Raw genomic sequence first — 17,089 nt, forward strand, 5'->3', positions numbered from 1 at the left:
TGATCAGGGATACATGCGGACCTTCGTCCAATCGCCTTCTGGCGAAGGCCGGCGGAACTCGATGCGGTCGTGCAGGCGGAATTTCTGATCTTTCCAGAATTCGATCGATACCGGCCGGATCCGGAAGCCCGACCAATGCGCCGGACGCGGGATCTCCCCGATTGCATAGCGGGCGGTGTATTCGGCTACAGCTTTTTCCAGCGCGAATCGGCTCTCCAGCGGCCGCGACTGCTTGGATGCCCAGGCACCGATTCGGCTGCCGCGGGCTCGCGTCTTGAAGTAAGCGTCGGCTTCTTCGTCGCTCACGATTTCCACAGGTCCGCGCAAGCGAACCTGCCGCCGCAGCGTTTTCCAGTGGAAACACATGGCCGCTTTTTTCTGCCCGAGGATTTCCTGACCTTTCTGACTCTCGAAATTCGTGTAGAAGACAAAGCCCTCGTGATCGAATCCCTTAAGGAGAACCATGCGGACATTGGGAAGGCCGTCCTCATCGACCGTCGCAAGCGCTACCGCATTCGGGTCATTGATCTCGGAAGCCTCCGCTTCCTTCAACCACTCGGCAAAAAGATCGAACGGTTCGTTTCGCTCGGTGAAGTCACCGCTTGTTAACTCATTTGCCGACATATTAGCTCGAATGCCCCGGGTTTATTCGAAATTTGCCCAGCCTTTGGCTACTGGACAGGACGCAGGGTGGAAGTCATAGCAAAGTCAGATCGTGATACAAAGGGTCTGCTGCGTCGCAGCGCGGCCTTCTGCATTGTCGGTGCGGCGGTGCTCTCCCTCTCTGGCTGCATTTCCAGCGGTCTGGATCTCTTCAGCAGCTCCAAGGTCGATCGGTCGGTTGCAACGGGCACCGTGCCGCAGCCCGCGCCGACGAGCGACTCGATCTCCGACGAAATGACCGTCGGCAACGCCGTGACCTCAGCCGATATCCAACGGCTGGAGGGCCGTCCCCTCCCTTGGGCAAACGCGTCGACCGGCAGCGCCGGCGTCATCGATACGATCGTCGAGAATACGGATTCCGGCAAGGTTTGCCGCCAGTTCCGCACGACGCGGCATTCCTATGTCGGCATCGCAAAATTCTACGGCAAGACCTGCCTGGTCGGCGGCGGAAACTGGCAGCTCATGAGTTTCCAGCCGGAAAGCTGAACGCCGGCCGAGCATGCTTAACGCGCGCTCCGTTCTCTCATGATGTTTAGCAAAAGGCTAACCATTCGGCGCAAAAGCGAGACGTCTCCCACGTCGAATAAGAACTGATTAGCAACTTCTATCCACAATCCGCCTCAGGTGGGCACGGTTTCTTCCTGTGGATGAGGCCGGGCGCCAAGTGAGAGGCTTCGGGGTGCTAGGGCAGAGGACAGGCACACCGCATCGGAACACCGGCGGTTTGGGACATGCGCGATCCTTATAAGATTTTGGGCGTCAAGCGGGACGCGGGCCAGGACGAAATCAAGGCAGCCTGGCGTAACATGGCCAAGGCCGTTCACCCTGATCACAATCAGGGCGACCCGACGGCGAGCGCGCGCTTTGCCGAGATCGGCCGCGCCTATGAAACGTTGAAGGATCCGAAGAAGCGGAGCCTCTTCGACAATGCCGCGCGCATGGCAGAAGCCAAGGCCAATGAGAACACGATCATGCAACAGCGTCAGGCAGCTCGCGAAGCTGCCGCACGTGCAAAGGCCGCTCAGGCCAATGCCGAGCGCGTTATGGAAGAGCTTGCGCGCGCCGCCGCGCAGAAGGCTGCGGCGGACGCCGCCAAGCAGCGGAAGACAGGTACGGGCGAGCCGCCAGAAGAAATAATCGAGCGTATCTTCGGCACGCAGGCACGCGCTGCGGCCGGTGGCGGCCGCACCCAAGGTTTTGCCGCCGGTGCTTCGAAGCGGCCGGAGGCGGAAATTGCGAATGCAGACAAACAGCCGGATGCAGCCAACGCCGAGGCTGAACAGCAAGCTGCTGAGGACGCGACCACTCAGGCCTCCGCGGTCATGCAGCCGCTTAGCTTGCTGACTTCACTCGTTCGCCGCTTTACCGGCGGCAGCGCTGCCGCGCCCGAAAAAGCGCCAGACCAGTTCGTAACGAAGACCGTCACAGTCGATGAGGTCATCAAAGGCAGTTGGGTCACGGTCGACCTCGGTGACGGTCGTGACACGGGATTTGCGCTGGCGGCCGGCACGACGGAAGGTCATCAGATCCGTCTGAAGGGTCAGGGCCACAAGCTCGCCGGTTTGCAGCGCGGCGATGCTGTCGTCAGCATCCACATTGCTTCGGATGAACGGTTTACGGTCAATGGCTTCGATCTGCACACGGTGCTGCCGGTAACGATCGAGAATGCGGTGCTCGGAACCGAAGCGCGTATTGAAGGCCCCAATGGTCCCGTCACCGTCACGATTCCCGCCTGGTCGGGCTCCGACAAAACCATCCAGATTCAGGGTCAGGGGTTGGCGAACACGGACGGCGGCAGGGGCGATCTCGTCGTCGAACTGCGTATTATGTTGTGGGAAAAACCCGACGACAAAGTCACGGATCTGATGCGGAGCATGAAGAACGGGCTGTTTCTGTGAAATTTTGGTGACACACGCACCCTTTGTTACGGTCCCTAACAGTTGATGATTGCTGCCAATCTTGAACCGATTAGCAGCCTATGCCATAGGCAGGACCGATCAGAATTCCTTAGGGGGCGAAATATGGCTCAGGCAACAGGCCTCATGTCAGGCAAGCGCGGCGTCATCATGGGCGTTGCCAACAATCGTTCGATTGCGTGGGGTATTGCCAAGGCTATTCATGCACAGGGCGGCGAAATCGCATTTACCTACCAAGGCGACGCATTGAAGAAGCGCGTAGAGCCCCTGGTTGCAGAAGTAAACGGCGTTCTTGCCGGTCATTGCGACGTCAGCGACGAGTCGACCATCGATGCCGTCTTCGACCACGTCGAAAAGCTGTGGGGCAAGATCGACTTCATCGTTCACGCGATCGGCTTCTCGGACAAAGACGAGCTGACGGGCCGCTATGTCGATACTTCGGCTGACAACTTCGCCAAGACGATGCAGATCTCCGTCTATTCGTTCACCTCGGTCGCGCGTCGCGCCGAGAAGCTGATGATAGACGGCGGTTCGATGCTGACGCTCACCTACTATGGCGCCGAGAAGGTCATGCCGAACTACAACGTCATGGGCGTTGCCAAGGCGGCACTGGAAGCGAGCGTGAAGTACCTGGCCGTCGACCTCGGACCGAAGAACATTCGCGTCAACGCTGTTTCCGCCGGCCCGATCAAGACGCTTGCAGCATCAGGCATCGGCGACTTCCGCTACATCCTGAAGTGGAACGAATACAATGCGCCGCTGCGTCGGACAGTAACGATCGAAGAGGTCGGCGATGTCGGTCTGTACTTGCTCTCGGATCTCTCGCGTTCGGTTACCGGGGAGGTCCACCACGCAGACAGCGGCTACCACGTCATCGGCATGAAGGCGGTAGACGCGCCGGACATTTCCGTCATAAAGGACTGATCGCACTCTTTGCTGCGTCGCGCTCGCGACCCCTTTCTTCGCGACAGCGATTGAGGGGTTGCGTGCCCCAAACGGAGCCGATCATTGCTTATCTACGTCGTCAGACACGGCCAGACAGACTGGAACGCCGAACGCCGCCTGCAAGGGCAGAAAGACATTCCGCTCAATGCCATCGGCAGAGCGCAGGCGTGGCAGAACGGTATCGACCTCGCAGAAATCCTCAAGGTCGAAGCAATCCCCTTCGATTTTGTAGCAAGCCCGCTGGCGCGCACCCGCGCCACGATGGAAATCATGCGCGAGGCGATGGGTCTTCCATCGAAAGACTATCGAACCGACGAGCGCCTGGTCGAGGTGTCCTTCGGGGACTGGGAAGGCTTCACGATCAAGGAGCTGAAGGCCACTGCCCGGGACCGCGTCACCGAGCGCAATCTCAACAAATGGGATTTCATTCCCCCGGGAGACGACGCGGAAAGCTACGAAATCATGTCCTGGCGTGTGGCTTCCTGGCTGAATTCCATCGACAAACCGACGGTTTGCGTGACCCACGGCGGCGTCATACGCAGTCTCTTCAGGACGATTGCCGCCTTGCCCAAGGATGAGGCTGCCGAAGGTGAGATCCCACAGGATCGCATCCTCAAGATCGATCGCGACAACGGATTGATTGGCTGGATCTAGGCCTGATTACTGGACGATATCGAGATCGTTGATGACGCGTTTGCCATCCACCTCGGTGTAGAAGACGATAACCTTCACGCCCGCCTTCAACCCCTCGAAATTGAATTCTTCCGGTGCCTGATAGGTCTTTCCGTCATCAAGCGTGAGGCTGAGATTTGTCACATCGACCTTCTTGATCGTCGCCTCGACGTCCGCGCTCTCGGCAAATCCGCTGATCGGCGACAAGAAACTGGCAGTGGCCAAAAGCGTAGCTACTACGAAGCGCATGACAGCATTCCCTCGAAAACACGACTCAATAATCCAACTGCGCACAGATAACCTCCCGAATATGGCGAAATTTGCCCTGAAGAATGACTTGCCGCGCCAAATTGGTGAAGAGTATTTTAACAATAACGGCACCGGTTCATTAATTGCATTTCCAGTACGTTTCCGCGTCCGGCAAAGGGTATTTGCGGGCAAGCGTAAATTAACGGCTTCTCTCTACAGTCGTCCTCGAACATGGGAGACTGGGTTTTGCTATTCCGCCTTAGAGACAGCAACACATTGCGGCGCGTCTTCAGGCATACACGCCTAGCCCTCCTGATTTCCAGCCTTGTTACTGTTGTTGTTGTCATCGTCGGCTTCGGGCTGGACCGCGCCAATACTGCCGCTCATCTGCGCGAACTGACGATACGGACAGAAAACGAAGTAAGTTTGATTCGGGCGCGGATGACTGCGCAGATCAACATGGACATCACGGTCGTTCGCGACCTGGCCAACATGGTTGCCGTCAATTCGAGCGTAAATGCCGAGGAGATGGAGCGGCAGATCAACTGGCTGCTCATCCAGAACCCCCACTTCCTGAATATTGCCGTCGCACCGGATTTCATCGTCGGCGCCGTCTATCCGCCACAGGCCGGGAAAGGCCGAATTGGGAAAGATGTCCGCGACGCTCTTGCCGCGCGTCAGTCGGTGATGCGCACCGCCGGCACGCAGCAGGCACGCTTCTCTGGCCCGATCACGGTGGCCGACGGCACGGAAGCGTTCGCGATCTTCTTTCCTGTCTTCGTGAAGGAGAATGGGCAACGCCGGATCTGGGGCGCGGTCGAGGTCATGATCGATGCAGACATGTTCTATCAGAGCACCGGCTTGCGGCCGGCGCGCAACAGCGAGAATCAGGAGAAGTATCCCCACCTCGATCACCTCTCGATCGCGGTACGCGACCTCGCTACGGCGGACTCGGTCACGCCCTTCTTCGGCGTGCAGGATTTGCGCGAGAAGCAACCGATAACGCGAAAGATCGCCTTTGCGGGCGGGCGCTGGCAGATTGCGGCGGTCCCGAAGACCGGCTGGAACGCTGTTCCCGAGAACCAGTCAACGCTCCGCCTGATCATCGCCGCCGCCGGCTGCATCACGGTCGTCCCGGTCTTCTTTGCGACCCTGCTGCTCGGCGAGCGCAATCGCAACATCGAGCAACTCAAGATGCGCGAGGCAACGCTGCTGAAGCTGTCGCAGCGCCTCAATCTAGCATTGGAATCCTCGAATATCGGCATATGGGAACTGCACGACCACGGGCATACCCTGTTCTGGGATGCCCGGGCCGCAGCGCTCCACGGTAAACCGGCAGAAGATGGCAGTCATTCGCTGGAAGACTGGCTTGCTGCGATCGTTCCCGAAGACCGGCACATCGCCGAGGTCCACTTCTTCAACTACAACGTCGCCGGCTCCGCCTATGAAACACAATACCGGGTCGTAGCCGAGGACGGCACTGTCCGACATCTGCGCTCCGTCGGCTCCTTCTACACGGACGCGGCCGGCGACGACAAAACCATCGGCATCGTCTGGGACGTCACCGCCGACGCGGAAGCGGCTGAAACGCTGCGCAGGGCGAAGGATGTCAGCGACATTAAGAATGCCGAACTCGAAATGGCGCTGGACGAACTGTCACGGCGCGAGGCGGAGCTCTCCGAGCTCTCCGGCAAGCTGGATCTCGCGCTCGACTCCTATCAGTGCGGCATCTGGGAAGCGACGCTCGGCGACGAAGGCTCGATCTGGGACGAGCGGATGCACGAGCTTTATGGGTTGACGCCAAGGGCCGGATTCATGACCGAACCGGTCTGGCTTTCCTGTATCTTGCCTGAAGACAGGGGACTGGCGGTCGAGAGCGCTCGCCATTTCAAGCAACTTGGCGACACTCATACCCTGATCTGCCGTGTCCCGACGGAAGACGGCGCGATGCGCTACGTTCGTTCGACGGGCAAGGTTCACCAGACCCCCAGCGGCAAACTGAAGATCATCGGCGTCGCCTTCGATGTCACCGAAGATGCTCTGATGACCGCGCAGCTCAAGGCGGCCAAGGACGAGGCGATCGCCAAGAATATCGAGCTCGAGATCGCCAAGAACCGCATCGAGCACAATTCGCTGCACGACCCGCTGACGGCGCTCGCCAACCGCCGCAAACTTGATATCGCACTTGAAAGGCTGACGCTCGATGGCCGCAGTGAGCGGCAGAAGTTCGCCATCCTCCACATCGACCTCGACAGGTTCAAGGAGATCAACGACACGCTCGGCCATGCCGCCGGCGACGCGATGCTGATCCACGCGTCACGAGTGCTGTCGAGGAACCTGCGCGGTGGTGACCTCGTCGCGCGTATCGGCGGCGACGAGTTCGTCATTCTGTCGCTCAACGCCAGTGATGCCGATATGTCGGCGCTGGCCGGCCGCGTCATCGAGCAGATGCGCCAGCCGATCGACTTCGAAGGGTTCGCCTGCCGTTGCGGCGTCTCCATCGGCATCGCGCTCGCCAATGGCATGCACGTCGATGCCCGCAAAGTGCTGATCAACGCCGACATCGCCCTTTACCGCGCCAAGAGCCAGGGGCGGAACCGCCACGAATTCTTCAGCCACAATCTTCAAGCCGACATCATAAACAACAAGCGCCTGGCCGACGAGATCCTTGCCGGCATCGAGAACGGCGAGTTTACCGCCTGGTATCAGCCGCAGTTCTCAGCGCGCTCGATGCAACTCACCGGCGTCGAAGCCCTGGTTCGCTGGCAACATCCGTCCCGGGGACTGCTGACGCCGGACAAATTTCTGAAGATCGCCGACGAGATCAACGTCGTCCAAACCCTTGACCGCATCGTTCTCGACACGGCACTGAAGGACAAGATGCGCTGGACAGCAAGGGGCGTCTCCGTTCCGAAGATTTCGGTCAACGTTTCGGCGCGACGGCTGCATGACGAGACACTGGTCGAGACATTAAGCGGCCTGCAAATCCGGCCCGGCGAACTGTCCTTTGAATTGGTCGAGTCAATATTTCTCGACGAAAGCGAGGATGTGGCCACCCATAACCTTGAACGGATCAAGGCGCTTGGGATCGACATCGAGATCGACGATTTCGGCACCGGTCATACGTCGATCGTCAGTCTCCTCAAGCTCAAACCGAAGCGGCTCAAGATCGACAGGCAGCTGGTGCAGCCGATCATGAATTCGCCGCAGGAGCGCGCACTGGTCAGCTCGATCATCGAGATCGCCCGCTCGCTCGGAGTCGAGACGGTAGCAGAAGGCGTCGAAACGGCGGCTCACGCCACCCTCCTCCACGAACTCGGCTGCGACCTTCTGCAGGGCTACGCGTTCTCGCGCCCGCTGTCCTTCGCGGACTTCGCGCAAATGGCGATCGGAAGCTCCTGGAGTATCGCCTCCTGAGGCCATCGTTTACAATCAACGGAAACACCATTTCCTTTCGTTGACGGTTTCGAGCAAAGAAAGGCTTTTGCCGCTGCGTCTTTTTGGCCTATGAGTGTCGCGCATTTTTCAGATGAAGGACGCCGCCGGTGACGACCGGTTGGCGTGATCCGGTCGGGACACATGTCGCACAACACATTCGGTCATCTCTTCCGCGTAACCACCTGGGGTGAGAGCCACGGGCCGGCGCTGGGCTGCGTCGTCGACGGCTGCGCTCCCGGTCTGCGCTTCAAGCTCGAGGACATTCAGGTCTGGCTCGACAAGCGAAAGCCCGGCCAGTCGCGCTTTGTAACGCAGCGTCGCGAAGCCGATCTCGTCCAGGTGCTGTCCGGCGTTATGCTGGACGCCGACGGCGAGACGATGATCACAACAGGCACGCCGATCTCGATGATGATCGAGAACACCGACCAGCGCTCCAAGGATTACGGCGAGATCGCACGACAGTACCGGCCCGGCCATGCCGACTATACCTACGATGTAAAATACGGCATCCGCGACTACCGCGGCGGCGGCCGCTCGTCAGCCCGCGAAACGGCTGCACGCGTGGCAGCCGGCGGCATTGCCCGCCTCGTCGTGCCTGGCGTCAAGGTGCGTGGCGCCCTGGTGCAGATCGGCAAGCACAAGATCAACCGCCAGAACTGGGATTGGGATCAGGTCGATCAGAACCCGTTCTTTGCGCCGGACCCTGAGATCGTTCCTGTCTGGGAAGACTATCTCGACGGCATCCGCAAGAACGGCTCGTCGATCGGCGCCGTTGTCGAGGTCGTGGCCGAGGGCGTACCGGCAGGTCTGGGTGCGCCGATCTATGGAAAGCTCGACCAGGATATCGCCTCGCTGCTGATGTCAATCAACGCCGTCAAGGGCGTCGAAATCGGCAATGGCTTCGAGGCCGCCGAGATCACCGGCGAGGAAAACGCCGACGAGATGCGCATGGGCAATGACGGCAAGCCGTTGTTCCTGTCGAACAAGGCCGGCGGCATTCTCGGCGGCATTTCCACCGGTCAGCCTGTTATCGCGCGTTTCGCCATCAAGCCGACCTCATCGATCCTGACCGAGCGCCAGTCGATCGATGCAGACGGTAACAATGTCGATATCCGTACCAAGGGACGGCACGATCCATGCGTCGGCATTCGCGCCGTGCCGATCGGCGAAGCGATGGTCGCCTGCGCCATTGCCGACCACTATCTCCGTGACCGCGGCCAGACCGGCCGGCTGAAATAGGAACACTGACATGCCTTACGATCAGAAGCGCGTCGTCGATGCGATCCGGGCCTTCGAGGCTGGCGAAATTGTCGTGGTGATGGATGACAACGACCGCGAGAACGAAGGCGACCTGATCGTTGCGGCCGTCCATTGTACTGCGGAGAAGATGGCGTTCATCGTGCGTCACACCTCCGGCATCGTCTGCACACCGATGCCGAAGGAAGAAGCCCGCCGGCTCAATCTGAATGCAATGGTTGCTGAAAACGACTCGGCCCACACGACGGCCTTCACCGTTTCGGTCGATTTCAAGCACGGCACGACGACGGGCATTTCCGCTGATGACCGGACGCTGACTGTTCGCAGCCTGGCCAACCCCAATGTCGGCGCCGGGGACTTCGTGCGTCCGGGCCACATCTTCCCGCTGGTCGCGCGCGAAGGCGGCGTGCTCATGCGCTCGGGTCACACCGAAGCCGCCGTCGATCTCTGCAAGCTTGCCGGGCTTCCGCCGATCGGCGTGATCTGCGAGTTGGTCAATGATGACGGTACCGTCACGCGCGGACCGCAGGTGGTCGAGTTCGCCGAAAAGCACGACTTGAAGCTCGTGTCGGTGGCCGATCTGATTGCCTATCGCCAGCGCAAGGAAACACTGATCGAACTCGGCGCCAGCTTTGATGTCGAAACGCCCTTCGGCAAGGCAAAAGCCCATACCTACTCGCTCCCCTGGGATCCGATGCAGCACCTCGCCGTCGTCTTTGGCGATATCCGCGACGGCATCGATATTCCAGTACGCCTACACCCCGAAAACGTCGCCGAGGACCTCTTCGGGAAGCGGAGCCCGGTCGATCACTACATGCAGAAGATCGCCGAGGAAGGCCGTGGCATCATCGTCTATCTCCGCGAAGGCTCCGTCGGCGTCGGCCATTACGACAACGGCCGCAAGACGCGTAGCCAGGGCCGCGAATCCCACGCCGAAGCCAAGAGCCGCGAAAGCGAATGGCTGGAGATCGGCCTTGGCGCGCAGATCCTCAAGGACCTCGGCGTCACGTCGATCAAGCTGCTCACCAGCCGCGAGCGTCACTACGTCGGCCTCGAGGGCTTTGGGATCAAAATCGCCAATACGGAGATTTGCTGAGATTCAGCTAGATAGTGTTGGCAAAGGTCTCAATATTGACGAGACGATCGTTGCGATAGGTTATCGAGAAGTCGTACGCATAAGGCTGCAGAATGTAATACCGGCGGCGCCACTGCGCTATAAGGCTGCTACAGCTCCCGGTATGCTTGGTGCATGCGAAGCTGAGCGTGCGATCAGAAGCGTTTGGTAGAATGCGCGTGATCGTTGTATTTTAGATGCTGCGCACTCAGCCAAGCCACCCCTTGCTCCGGACCTCCCAAGTATCCAGAATCCGCAATAGGCAGATTTGTGCATCCCACTCCGTACGGAAACGGCTCCAAATCGATCTCGAAGGAGTCTCGTTGCGCACAGCTTTCAGGATCCGGCCATCTTTCGAGGCCGTGCAGTAACCCAAGTGAGATATCGTAATGCAGATCGCGCAGCATCCGATAGTTTCCCAGGGAAACAATACCGTCGGGACTTATCGAGGTGATGTGGCTCTTGAGATTTGCGACGTAGGCGGCGGCGCATCCGGCCAGCGCGGCGACCACTGAAAGAAATCGAAGAATACGGCGAACCTTGACGAAAGCGAGCATCGCTGTGTCTAGATGTAACGGGCGGAGCTCGGCCAGCGAGGTTTGAAAGGCTGGTGGTCGTCCCTCACAATGATGGTGTCGCGGAGTCAGGAATGGCCTGCTCCATAGCATCACGGAGAGACGACCATGAGCGAGTATGCCGGCATCGACGTGTCATTGGAATACTCAAGTGTGTGCGTGGTGGATGCGGATGGCCGCATCGTGCGGGAGGCAAAAGTGCTCAGCGAGCCCGATGCGTTGATCGCCTGGTTTGGCGAGCACGGCGTGGCCATGGAACGAATTGGTCTGGAGGCCGGTCCCTTGTCGCAATGGCTGCACGCCGGGATGACAGAGGCGGGTCTTGGCGGTCGAACTGATCGAGACGCGCCACGTGCGTGCCGCCTTCAAGACGATGCCGGTGAAGACGGACAAGAAGGATGCGCGGGGTATTGCGCAGTTGATGCGGCTTGGCTGGTTCAGGCCAGTCCACTGCAGATCGCTTCCGGCCCAAGAGGTTCGTGCTCTGCTGACCGGCCGCAAGCTCATCCAGGGCAAGCTTCACGACATCGAGATGAGCATCCGCGGCATTTTGCGCGGTTTTGGCCTCAAGGTGGGGCCGACGACGCGGCGCACCTATGCGGCACGCATCCGCGAGCTGATTGAAGGTCACCCGACCTTGGAGGCGATCGCCGCGTCGCTGTTGAAGGTGCGCGACGCGCTTGCGGACGAATTTGCCGGGTTTGAACGAAAGCTCCGTGCCTTGGCCCGTCAGGACGACAACGCACGGCGGCTGATGACGACGCCCGGCGTTGGCGTCGTGGTGGCGCTGACATTCGCATCGGCCGTTGATGCGCCCGAGCGTTTCCGCTCATCCCGAGCGGTCGGGCCGCATTTCGGACTGACGCCAAAGAAGTACCAATCGGGCGAGACCGACTATAGCGGTCGCATCTCGAAGATCGACGATGTGGGCGTACGAACCGCGCTCTACGAGGCGGCCAACGTCATCCTGACGCGCCCCGTGAAGGGTTCGGATCTGAAGAGCTGGGCGCTGGCGGTCGCCAGGCGCGCAGGTCCCAGAAAGGCGCGCGTTGCGCTGGCCCGCAAGCTGGCGGTGGTGTTGCACCACATGCTCAGGGATAAAACCAACTTCATCCCCCACAAGGCGACGTCAGCCATGGCCGCCTGAGCCGGAAGGAGACACCAGGACAGGTTTCGGGCGGGCGCTGCCATCAGCCCCCCCGGAGCAAGGTCCCTTCGCCGGGACGATGGATGGGCTAGGCTGCCGAAAGGCAAGCAGCACTCAGGTGACTGCGCGTCAGCAGACCCCATAGAGCAGCGGCCAAGCGTCGACTGCGGGCAGGATCGGTTGCTCGGCGGCGTTGACGCCATGCAATTGAAAGACGTGCTTTGACGTATCCATGCCAATACGGATAATCTGATCCACGGACGGCTCCTTCGTTTGAGATCGTTAACGACTCACTCTGGCACATTTCGATGCCGTTCGGGGCCGTCCACCCCAACAGAAGCAAGCACTTGGCGAGGGACTAAGCTCACAAGGGATTGACTCAAGGCCCGTTACAGAAGCCTTTCATCTAGCTCTTCGTATACCACCCATCCAGCAGCACGATCTTCTCCAGTCCCGCAAACTTTGCCACGCGCTCCAGTTCGGCATGCAGCCTTTCGAGCCGCCCGGCCGCAGCCTTCACGCTCGGCTCCAGCCACAGCCGCTTCACGTCCAGCGTTCCGCCTTTGCGATCGGCCTTCATGTCGATGCGACCGATCAGCTTGTCGCCTTCCAGAAGCGGGAAGACGTAGTAGCCGTATTCCCGCTTGGGTTCGGGCACGAACACCTCGATGCGATAAAAGAAGCCGAAGAGACGTTCGGTGCGATTACGGTCGCGGATCATCGGATCGAAGGGGCTGAGCACGCGAACGCGCGGCGGCGCATCGGGATAGTCCTGAAGGCTCGTCAGCAGATCCAGGAAGGCCCAGGAGGCTCGCGGTTTGCCGCCAAGCGCCGGCTCTATCAGAACCTCGGTCAACTCGTCGCGATGCGCGTTGACCCATGCTTTCGCTTCATCGGGCGACAGCAGATCCCAGAAAGCGGCGATCTCGCCATGCGTTGCAAAGCCCAGGCGCGTCAGCGCACTGCGGCAGGCCCAGTCGACAAACTCCTCACGACTGACTTCTGGCTCGTGGAATTCGGCGGGAATGACGCGCTCGACCAAATCATAGATCTTCTGGAAGTTGGAGCGTCCGGCGATGGCGAACTTGCCGGTGCGCCAGAAATATTCGAGCGCCGTCTTGTTCGGATGCCAGTTCCACCAGCCGCCGGAAACGTGCCCATCCGCCTTGATCTCGCGGGCCATGATTGCTCCGTCGCGAGCAACCCGCTTAAATGTCTCGTCGAAGGCGTGTTCGAACCCCTCCCCCTGCCATTTTCGCCAGCGTTCGCCGATCACCTCTTCCTCGTGGCGAAACTTGTGTTTCCAGTATCGGAAAAAGGCGCTGGGCAGGATCGAGGCGTCATGCGTCCAGTGCTCGAAAAGCGAGCCTTCCTTCTCCAGAAGTGCAGTCAGATGCTCGCGCTTGTAAGTCTGGTTGCGGGAAAACAGGATCTGGTGGTGCGCCCGCTCCACCGTCTGAATGCTATCCACCTGCACGAAGCCGATCTCGTGGATGAGTTCCAGCAGGCCGGCCTTCGTCAACGCCTTGTTCGGCGGCGCGCTCAGGCCCTGCTTGGCGAGGAATATGCGGCGGGCATCGGAATTCGAAATGAGATTCGTCATCTGCGCATCATAGAACGGAAAATGTTCCTAGCCACCCGATATGTTGGCACGATCATCAGGTAGGAGCAGCCGGCATTCAATGCGAGATTTTGAGCTTTCAAAGTGCGAAATTCGTTATAGAACGGCCTCTCAATTCACGAGGGACCAAGTGGATATCCGTTTCGAAGGCGCAGGGGTCAGCTATGGTACGCGCGTCGCGCTGGCACCAGTCACGCTGCAGCTCACAGAAAAGCGCGTCGGCATCATCGGCCTCAACGGGTCGGGCAAGACGACCTTTGCGCGTCTCATCAACGGCCTGACCAAGCCGAGCGTCGGGCGCGTGGTCGTCAACGGGCGCGATACCGCCGACGCCAAGGCGATCCTTACCGATGTCGGCTTCATCTTCCAGTCCCCGCAAAACCAGATCATCCTGCCCGTCGTGCGCGACGATATCGCCTTCGGCCTGAAGAGCCGCGGCTACAAACCGGCAGAAATAACAGCCAAGGTGGAGGCGGTCCTGCAGCGTTTCAGCGCCGCCCATCTTGCCGACCGCCGCGCGCACGAGCTTTCGGGCGGGGAGCTCCAACTTGCAGCCCTTTGCTCTGTGCTGGCTACCGGGCCCGACATTCTTATCCTGGACGAACCGACCAACCAGCTGGATCTCAAGAACCGCTGCCTCGTGCAGAGGCTGGTGGAAGGCCTTCCAGAGAACGCTATCGTCATCAGCCACGATCTGGAATTGGTCGCTGATTACGAACGCGTGCTGGTTTTCCACGAAGGCAACCTTGTTGCCGACGCGCCTGCCACAGAAGCGATCCGCCGCTACAAGGAGATCGCCAGCCGATGAAGTCGCTTTTCGTCGAAGGCAACAGCGCCATGCACCGCCTTTCCGCCCGCACCAAGCTGCTTGCGCTTGCCGCTCTTGGCGTCTTGCTCTTCCTTTCGGCGAACCTCCTGCTGCTTGCCCTGGCAGTGCTCGTAATGGCCACGATCTACTTCAACATCGGCCTCTCGACGCGGTCAGCGCTTGCGCGCCTGAAGCCGATATTCCTGACCATCCTCGTCGTTGCGCTGTTCAGTCTTGCCTTCAATCCCTGGCATGTTGCGGTCGTCGCATTGCTGCGGCTGACGGCGTTGATGCTGTTTGCTGCCGCCGTGACGGCGACGACAACGATCGCGCAATTCATCGACGAGATTACGCTGCTGGCGCGGCCGTTGGAGCGCCTCGGCCTCCTCCGGGCCGACGATGTCGGCCTCGCTGTCGGCCTTGTCGTCCGCTTTGTTCCCGAGATTCTCGGCCGTTACCAGGCTATCCGCGAGGCGCACGCTGCACGGGGCATCAAGGTGCGACCGACAACAGTGCTCGTGCCACTGATCATTCTGACGCTGAGGGATGCGGATAACATTGCCGCGGCGATTGACGCGCGCGGCGTTCGGCGGCATGTCAATTTGAGAACTCGCTAACAGGAGCCCTGCATGAGCACTCGCGACCTCGTTCTCTCCGCTCTCTTTGCGGCCATCATCGTCGCGCTCGGCATTCTGCCGCCGATCACGCTTGGTTTCATTCCGGTACCGATCACCGCGCAGTCGCTCGGCGTGATGATGGCGGGTGTCGTGCTTGGTGCGCGCCGCGGCACGATCGCGGTCCTGATTGTTCTCGTGCTTGTCGCGATCGGCCTTCCGGTCTTGTCAGGCGGCCGCGGCGGGCTTGCCGCTTTCGCCGCACCGACCACCGGCTTCCTCATCGGTTGGGTATTCGCTGCTTTCGTGACCGGCTGGGTCAGCGAGCGGCTGGTCAAATCCGAACAGTCGGCGCTGGTGCAGACAGTCGGCTTTTTCCTTGCCGCAATGATCGGTGGCATCGTGGTTCTCTACGCCTTCGGCATCGTCTATCTGGCGGTCGCCGCCCAGCTTGGCCTCTCCAAGGCCTTCCTCGGCTCGATGGCGTTTATTCCTGGTGACGTCGTCAAGGCGTTCGTTGCGGCTCTTGTCGGCCGCGCGGTCATGGTCGGTTATCCCCTGCTGCCGGTGCGCAGCTAGTCGACGAAACCGTAAAGCCAGTCACGCGTGACCTCCGGAAGCGGGACTGGCGAACGATCTTCGCGTGAGCGTGCCTGCCAGATGATTTCGACCTCCGCAGAGCGCTCATCGCCAATATCGGCCGAAATGATGAAGCCAACCGAACGCACGCCGATCTTGTCGACCGATGCCGTGAACAGGACTCTCTCGTCGTAATGCATCGGCCGATGCAAGATGCAGGTCACCTTGCTGGCGATATAAAGCGGCTCATTCTCCAACCGTGGCCTTGACGACCAAAAGGTGGCCAGCACGGACTCGGCATAGGAAATATAGGAACCCAAAAATACCTGGCCGTTCATGTCGACGTCGCGGAACGGCACATTCATCTCAACGGTGCGCGTGACCTCGTTCATTGATCTTTCTACCAATTTCCCCCTCCCCGAAGACTAGCCGCGAGGTCGACCGAAGTAAACGGGAGGACCGGTGCGAGGAGCAAGGTGCGCGCTTGTTGAAATCGCAGCGTCGAGCCCCATCTGCTGTGGATCATGACGGGAGGTAAAGATAGAGTGATCCTATGAGCACCCGCCTTTACGAGCACCCGATTTTCCTGGAACACGTAACGCCCGCCGGCCATCCCGAACGGTCCGACCGTCTGCGGGCAATCAACGTGGCCCTGGAGCATCCGAATTTCGCTGGGCTTGACCGCAAGCGCGCGCCGCAAGCCGCCGAAGAGGCCGTGCTGCTTGCCCATCCCGAAGAGCACCTGCTTTCGGTCCTGCGCCAGGTGCCGGAAGAGGATGGCGAAATCAATCAGCTCGAAGCCGATACCTATGCCAGCAGAAAGAGCTTCGAAGCGGCACTGACGGGAATCGGCGGCGCGATGGCCGCTGTCGATGACGTCTTCACCGGCAAGGCGGACAACGTCTTCGTTGCTGCCCGCCCGCCCGGCCATCATGCCGAAAAATCGAGGGCGATGGGCTTCTGCTTCTTCAACAATGCCGCGATCGCCGCCCGTCATGCGCAGAAGGTGCACGGCGCCGAGCGCGTGGCGATCGTCGACTGGGACGTGCACCACGGCAACGGCACGCAGGATATCTTCTGGGACGATCCTTCCGTGCTCTTCTGCTCAACGCACCAGATGCCGCTTTATCCCGGCACCGGCGCCAAGGACGAGAGCGGTAAGCACGGCACCATTGTCAACGCGCCACTGTCTCCGAACGTTGGCAGTGATCACTTCCGCGAGGCATTCAAATCGCGCGTGCTGCCGGCGCTGTTCGATTTCCGTCCGGACCTGATCATCATCTCGGCCGGCTTCGACGCGCATCACCGCGATCCGCTGGCGCAGATCAATCTCGTCGGCGAAGATTTCGACTGGGCAACCGGGCGCTTGCTCGAGGTGGCCGACAAAAGTGCCGGAAACCGGGTCGTCAGCCTGCTGGAAGGCGGCTATGATCTCGAAGGCCTCGCCGAATCGGCCGGCCTGCATATTCTCAGAATGATGAAGGGTTGAGT

General features: G+C 60.2%; 17 protein-coding genes and 1 pseudogene. 12 read left to right on the forward strand and 6 right to left on the reverse strand.

All coding sequences use genetic code 11. The features are described 5' to 3' along the window. Window positions 1-3: 3 nt before the first annotated feature. Entirely contained in the window at window positions 4-624 is a 621-nt protein-coding gene (gene pdxH, locus FHX09_RS09130) for a pyridoxamine 5'-phosphate oxidase (RefSeq protein WP_007793154.1), read from the reverse strand. Between the two features lie 66 nt (window positions 625-690). Here pdxH and FHX09_RS09135 point away from each other — a divergent pair, with 66 nt between their 5' ends. From FHX09_RS09135 to FHX09_RS09150, 4 genes are all read left to right on the forward strand, one after another. Beyond that, window positions 691-1,149, forward strand: coding sequence for an RT0821/Lpp0805 family surface protein (locus FHX09_RS09135; protein ID WP_007793157.1), 459 nt, complete (start codon window positions 691-693; stop codon window positions 1,147-1,149). Window positions 1,150-1,394: 245 nt separating this feature from the next. Further along, window positions 1,395-2,561, forward strand: a complete 1,167-nt coding sequence (locus FHX09_RS09140; protein ID WP_184449805.1) for a DnaJ C-terminal domain-containing protein — start codon at window positions 1,395-1,397, stop codon at window positions 2,559-2,561. A 123-nt stretch (window positions 2,562-2,684) separates the two neighbouring features. Continuing rightward, on the forward strand, window positions 2,685-3,503 hold the full coding sequence (gene fabI, locus FHX09_RS09145) for an enoyl-ACP reductase FabI (protein ID WP_184449807.1): 819 nt from the start codon (window positions 2,685-2,687) through the stop codon (window positions 3,501-3,503). An 84-nt stretch (window positions 3,504-3,587) separates the two neighbouring features. Then, window positions 3,588-4,178: a histidine phosphatase family protein gene (locus FHX09_RS09150; RefSeq protein WP_007793166.1), complete on the forward strand. Its 591-nt coding sequence runs from the start codon at window positions 3,588-3,590 to the stop codon at window positions 4,176-4,178. Between the two features lie 6 nt (window positions 4,179-4,184). On the opposite strand, the gene FHX09_RS09155 is transcribed toward FHX09_RS09150, so the two are convergent. After that, window positions 4,185-4,445 (reverse strand): DUF1344 domain-containing protein, encoded by a 261-nt coding sequence (locus FHX09_RS09155; protein ID WP_007793168.1) that lies wholly within the window; start codon window positions 4,443-4,445, stop codon window positions 4,185-4,187. Window positions 4,446-4,691: 246 nt separating this feature from the next. Here FHX09_RS09155 and FHX09_RS09160 point away from each other — a divergent pair, with 246 nt between their 5' ends. From FHX09_RS09160 to ribB, 3 genes are all read left to right on the forward strand, one after another. After that, entirely contained in the window at window positions 4,692-7,862 is a 3,171-nt protein-coding gene (locus tag FHX09_RS09160; protein ID WP_184449809.1) for an EAL domain-containing protein, read from the forward strand. Window positions 7,863-8,024: 162 nt separating this feature from the next. Then, window positions 8,025-9,122 carry a chorismate synthase gene (aroC, locus tag FHX09_RS09165; RefSeq protein WP_007793174.1) on the forward strand — a complete coding sequence of 366 codons (1,098 nt, stop codon included), beginning with the start codon at window positions 8,025-8,027 and terminating at the stop codon, window positions 9,120-9,122. Window positions 9,123-9,132: 10 nt separating this feature from the next. Continuing rightward, complete coding sequence (gene ribB / locus FHX09_RS09170; protein WP_183720959.1) at window positions 9,133-10,236, forward strand: 3,4-dihydroxy-2-butanone-4-phosphate synthase; 1,104 nt, start codon at window positions 9,133-9,135, stop codon at window positions 10,234-10,236. A gap of 173 nt (window positions 10,237-10,409) precedes the next feature. Here the strand turns inward: ribB and FHX09_RS09175 are convergent, their stop codons facing one another. Further along, window positions 10,410-10,811 (reverse strand): hypothetical protein, encoded by a 402-nt coding sequence (locus FHX09_RS09175; RefSeq protein WP_183720956.1) that lies wholly within the window; start codon window positions 10,809-10,811, stop codon window positions 10,410-10,412. A 126-nt stretch (window positions 10,812-10,937) separates the two neighbouring features. Between FHX09_RS09175 and FHX09_RS09180 the strand changes: the two are divergent. Next, window positions 10,938-11,976, forward strand: a pseudogene (locus FHX09_RS09180) (IS110 family transposase). Window positions 11,977-12,105: 129 nt separating this feature from the next. Here the strand turns inward: FHX09_RS09180 and FHX09_RS30315 are convergent. Both FHX09_RS30315 and FHX09_RS09185 read right to left on the reverse strand, forming a co-directional pair. Then, the gene (locus FHX09_RS30315; protein ID WP_281412159.1) at window positions 12,106-12,234 is read right to left on the reverse strand and encodes a hypothetical protein; all 129 of its coding nucleotides are present in this window, start codon (window positions 12,232-12,234) and stop codon (window positions 12,106-12,108) included. A gap of 148 nt (window positions 12,235-12,382) precedes the next feature. Further along, window positions 12,383-13,579, reverse strand: coding sequence for a winged helix-turn-helix domain-containing protein (locus tag FHX09_RS09185; protein ID WP_183720954.1), 1,197 nt, complete (start codon window positions 13,577-13,579; stop codon window positions 12,383-12,385). Between the two features lie 148 nt (window positions 13,580-13,727). Here FHX09_RS09185 and FHX09_RS09190 point away from each other — a divergent pair, with 148 nt between their 5' ends. Genes FHX09_RS09190 through FHX09_RS09200 form a run of 3 tightly spaced genes read left to right on the forward strand, consistent with a single transcriptional unit; the run spans window position 13,728 to window position 15,598 of the window. Further along, on the forward strand, window positions 13,728-14,405 hold the full coding sequence (locus tag FHX09_RS09190; RefSeq protein WP_132588463.1) for an ABC transporter ATP-binding protein: 678 nt from the start codon (window positions 13,728-13,730) through the stop codon (window positions 14,403-14,405). Further along, window positions 14,402-15,022, forward strand: a complete 621-nt coding sequence (locus FHX09_RS09195) for a CbiQ family ECF transporter T component (RefSeq protein ID WP_132588462.1) — start codon at window positions 14,402-14,404, stop codon at window positions 15,020-15,022. The genes FHX09_RS09190 and FHX09_RS09195 overlap by 4 nt, the downstream gene beginning before the upstream one ends. Window positions 15,023-15,034: 12 nt before the next feature. Beyond that, window positions 15,035-15,598, forward strand: a complete 564-nt coding sequence (locus tag FHX09_RS09200) for a biotin transporter BioY (RefSeq protein ID WP_132588461.1) — start codon at window positions 15,035-15,037, stop codon at window positions 15,596-15,598. On the opposite strand, the gene FHX09_RS09205 is transcribed toward FHX09_RS09200, so the two are convergent. Continuing rightward, a complete protein-coding gene (locus FHX09_RS09205; protein WP_037082786.1) occupies window positions 15,595-15,990 on the reverse strand; it encodes a hotdog domain-containing protein in 396 nt (131 codons plus the stop codon). The two genes, FHX09_RS09200 and FHX09_RS09205, sit on opposite strands and share 4 nt — an antisense overlap. 161 nt (window positions 15,991-16,151) lie before the next feature. Here FHX09_RS09205 and FHX09_RS09210 point away from each other — a divergent pair, with 161 nt between their 5' ends. Continuing rightward, window positions 16,152-17,087 carry a histone deacetylase family protein gene (locus tag FHX09_RS09210; RefSeq protein ID WP_007793196.1) on the forward strand — a complete coding sequence of 312 codons (936 nt, stop codon included), beginning with the start codon at window positions 16,152-16,154 and terminating at the stop codon, window positions 17,085-17,087. Window positions 17,088-17,089 lie beyond the last annotated feature (2 nt).

Origin of the sequence: Rhizobium sp. BK538, assembly GCF_014197575.1 — a bacterium.
In the GTDB taxonomy this organism is placed as follows: Bacteria; Pseudomonadota; Alphaproteobacteria; order Rhizobiales; family Rhizobiaceae; genus Rhizobium.

Excerpts from the sequence above, each read along its gene's own strand:
- pdxH (WP_007793154.1), bottom strand. The coding sequence starts at position 624 with ATGTCGGCAAATGAGTTAACAAGCGGTGACTTCACCGAGCGAAACGAA.
- FHX09_RS09140 (WP_184449805.1), top strand. The coding sequence starts at position 1,395 with ATGCGCGATCCTTATAAGATTTTGGGCGTCAAGCGGGACGCGGGCCAG.
- fabI (WP_184449807.1), top strand. The coding sequence starts at position 2,685 with ATGGCTCAGGCAACAGGCCTCATGTCAGGCAAGCGCGGCGTCATCATG.
- FHX09_RS09155 (WP_007793168.1), bottom strand. The coding sequence starts at position 4,445 with ATGCGCTTCGTAGTAGCTACGCTTTTGGCCACTGCCAGTTTCTTGTCG.
- aroC (WP_007793174.1), top strand. The coding sequence starts at position 8,025 with ATGTCGCACAACACATTCGGTCATCTCTTCCGCGTAACCACCTGGGGT.
- ribB (WP_183720959.1), top strand. The coding sequence starts at position 9,133 with ATGCCTTACGATCAGAAGCGCGTCGTCGATGCGATCCGGGCCTTCGAG.
- FHX09_RS09175 (WP_183720956.1), bottom strand. The coding sequence starts at position 10,811 with ATGCTCGCTTTCGTCAAGGTTCGCCGTATTCTTCGATTTCTTTCAGTG.
- FHX09_RS09185 (WP_183720954.1), bottom strand. The coding sequence starts at position 13,579 with ATGACGAATCTCATTTCGAATTCCGATGCCCGCCGCATATTCCTCGCC.
- FHX09_RS09195 (WP_132588462.1), top strand. The coding sequence starts at position 14,402 with ATGAAGTCGCTTTTCGTCGAAGGCAACAGCGCCATGCACCGCCTTTCC.
- FHX09_RS09200 (WP_132588461.1), top strand. The coding sequence starts at position 15,035 with ATGAGCACTCGCGACCTCGTTCTCTCCGCTCTCTTTGCGGCCATCATC.
- FHX09_RS09205 (WP_037082786.1), bottom strand. The coding sequence starts at position 15,990 with ATGAACGAGGTCACGCGCACCGTTGAGATGAATGTGCCGTTCCGCGAC.
- FHX09_RS09210 (WP_007793196.1), top strand. The coding sequence starts at position 16,152 with ATGAGCACCCGCCTTTACGAGCACCCGATTTTCCTGGAACACGTAACG.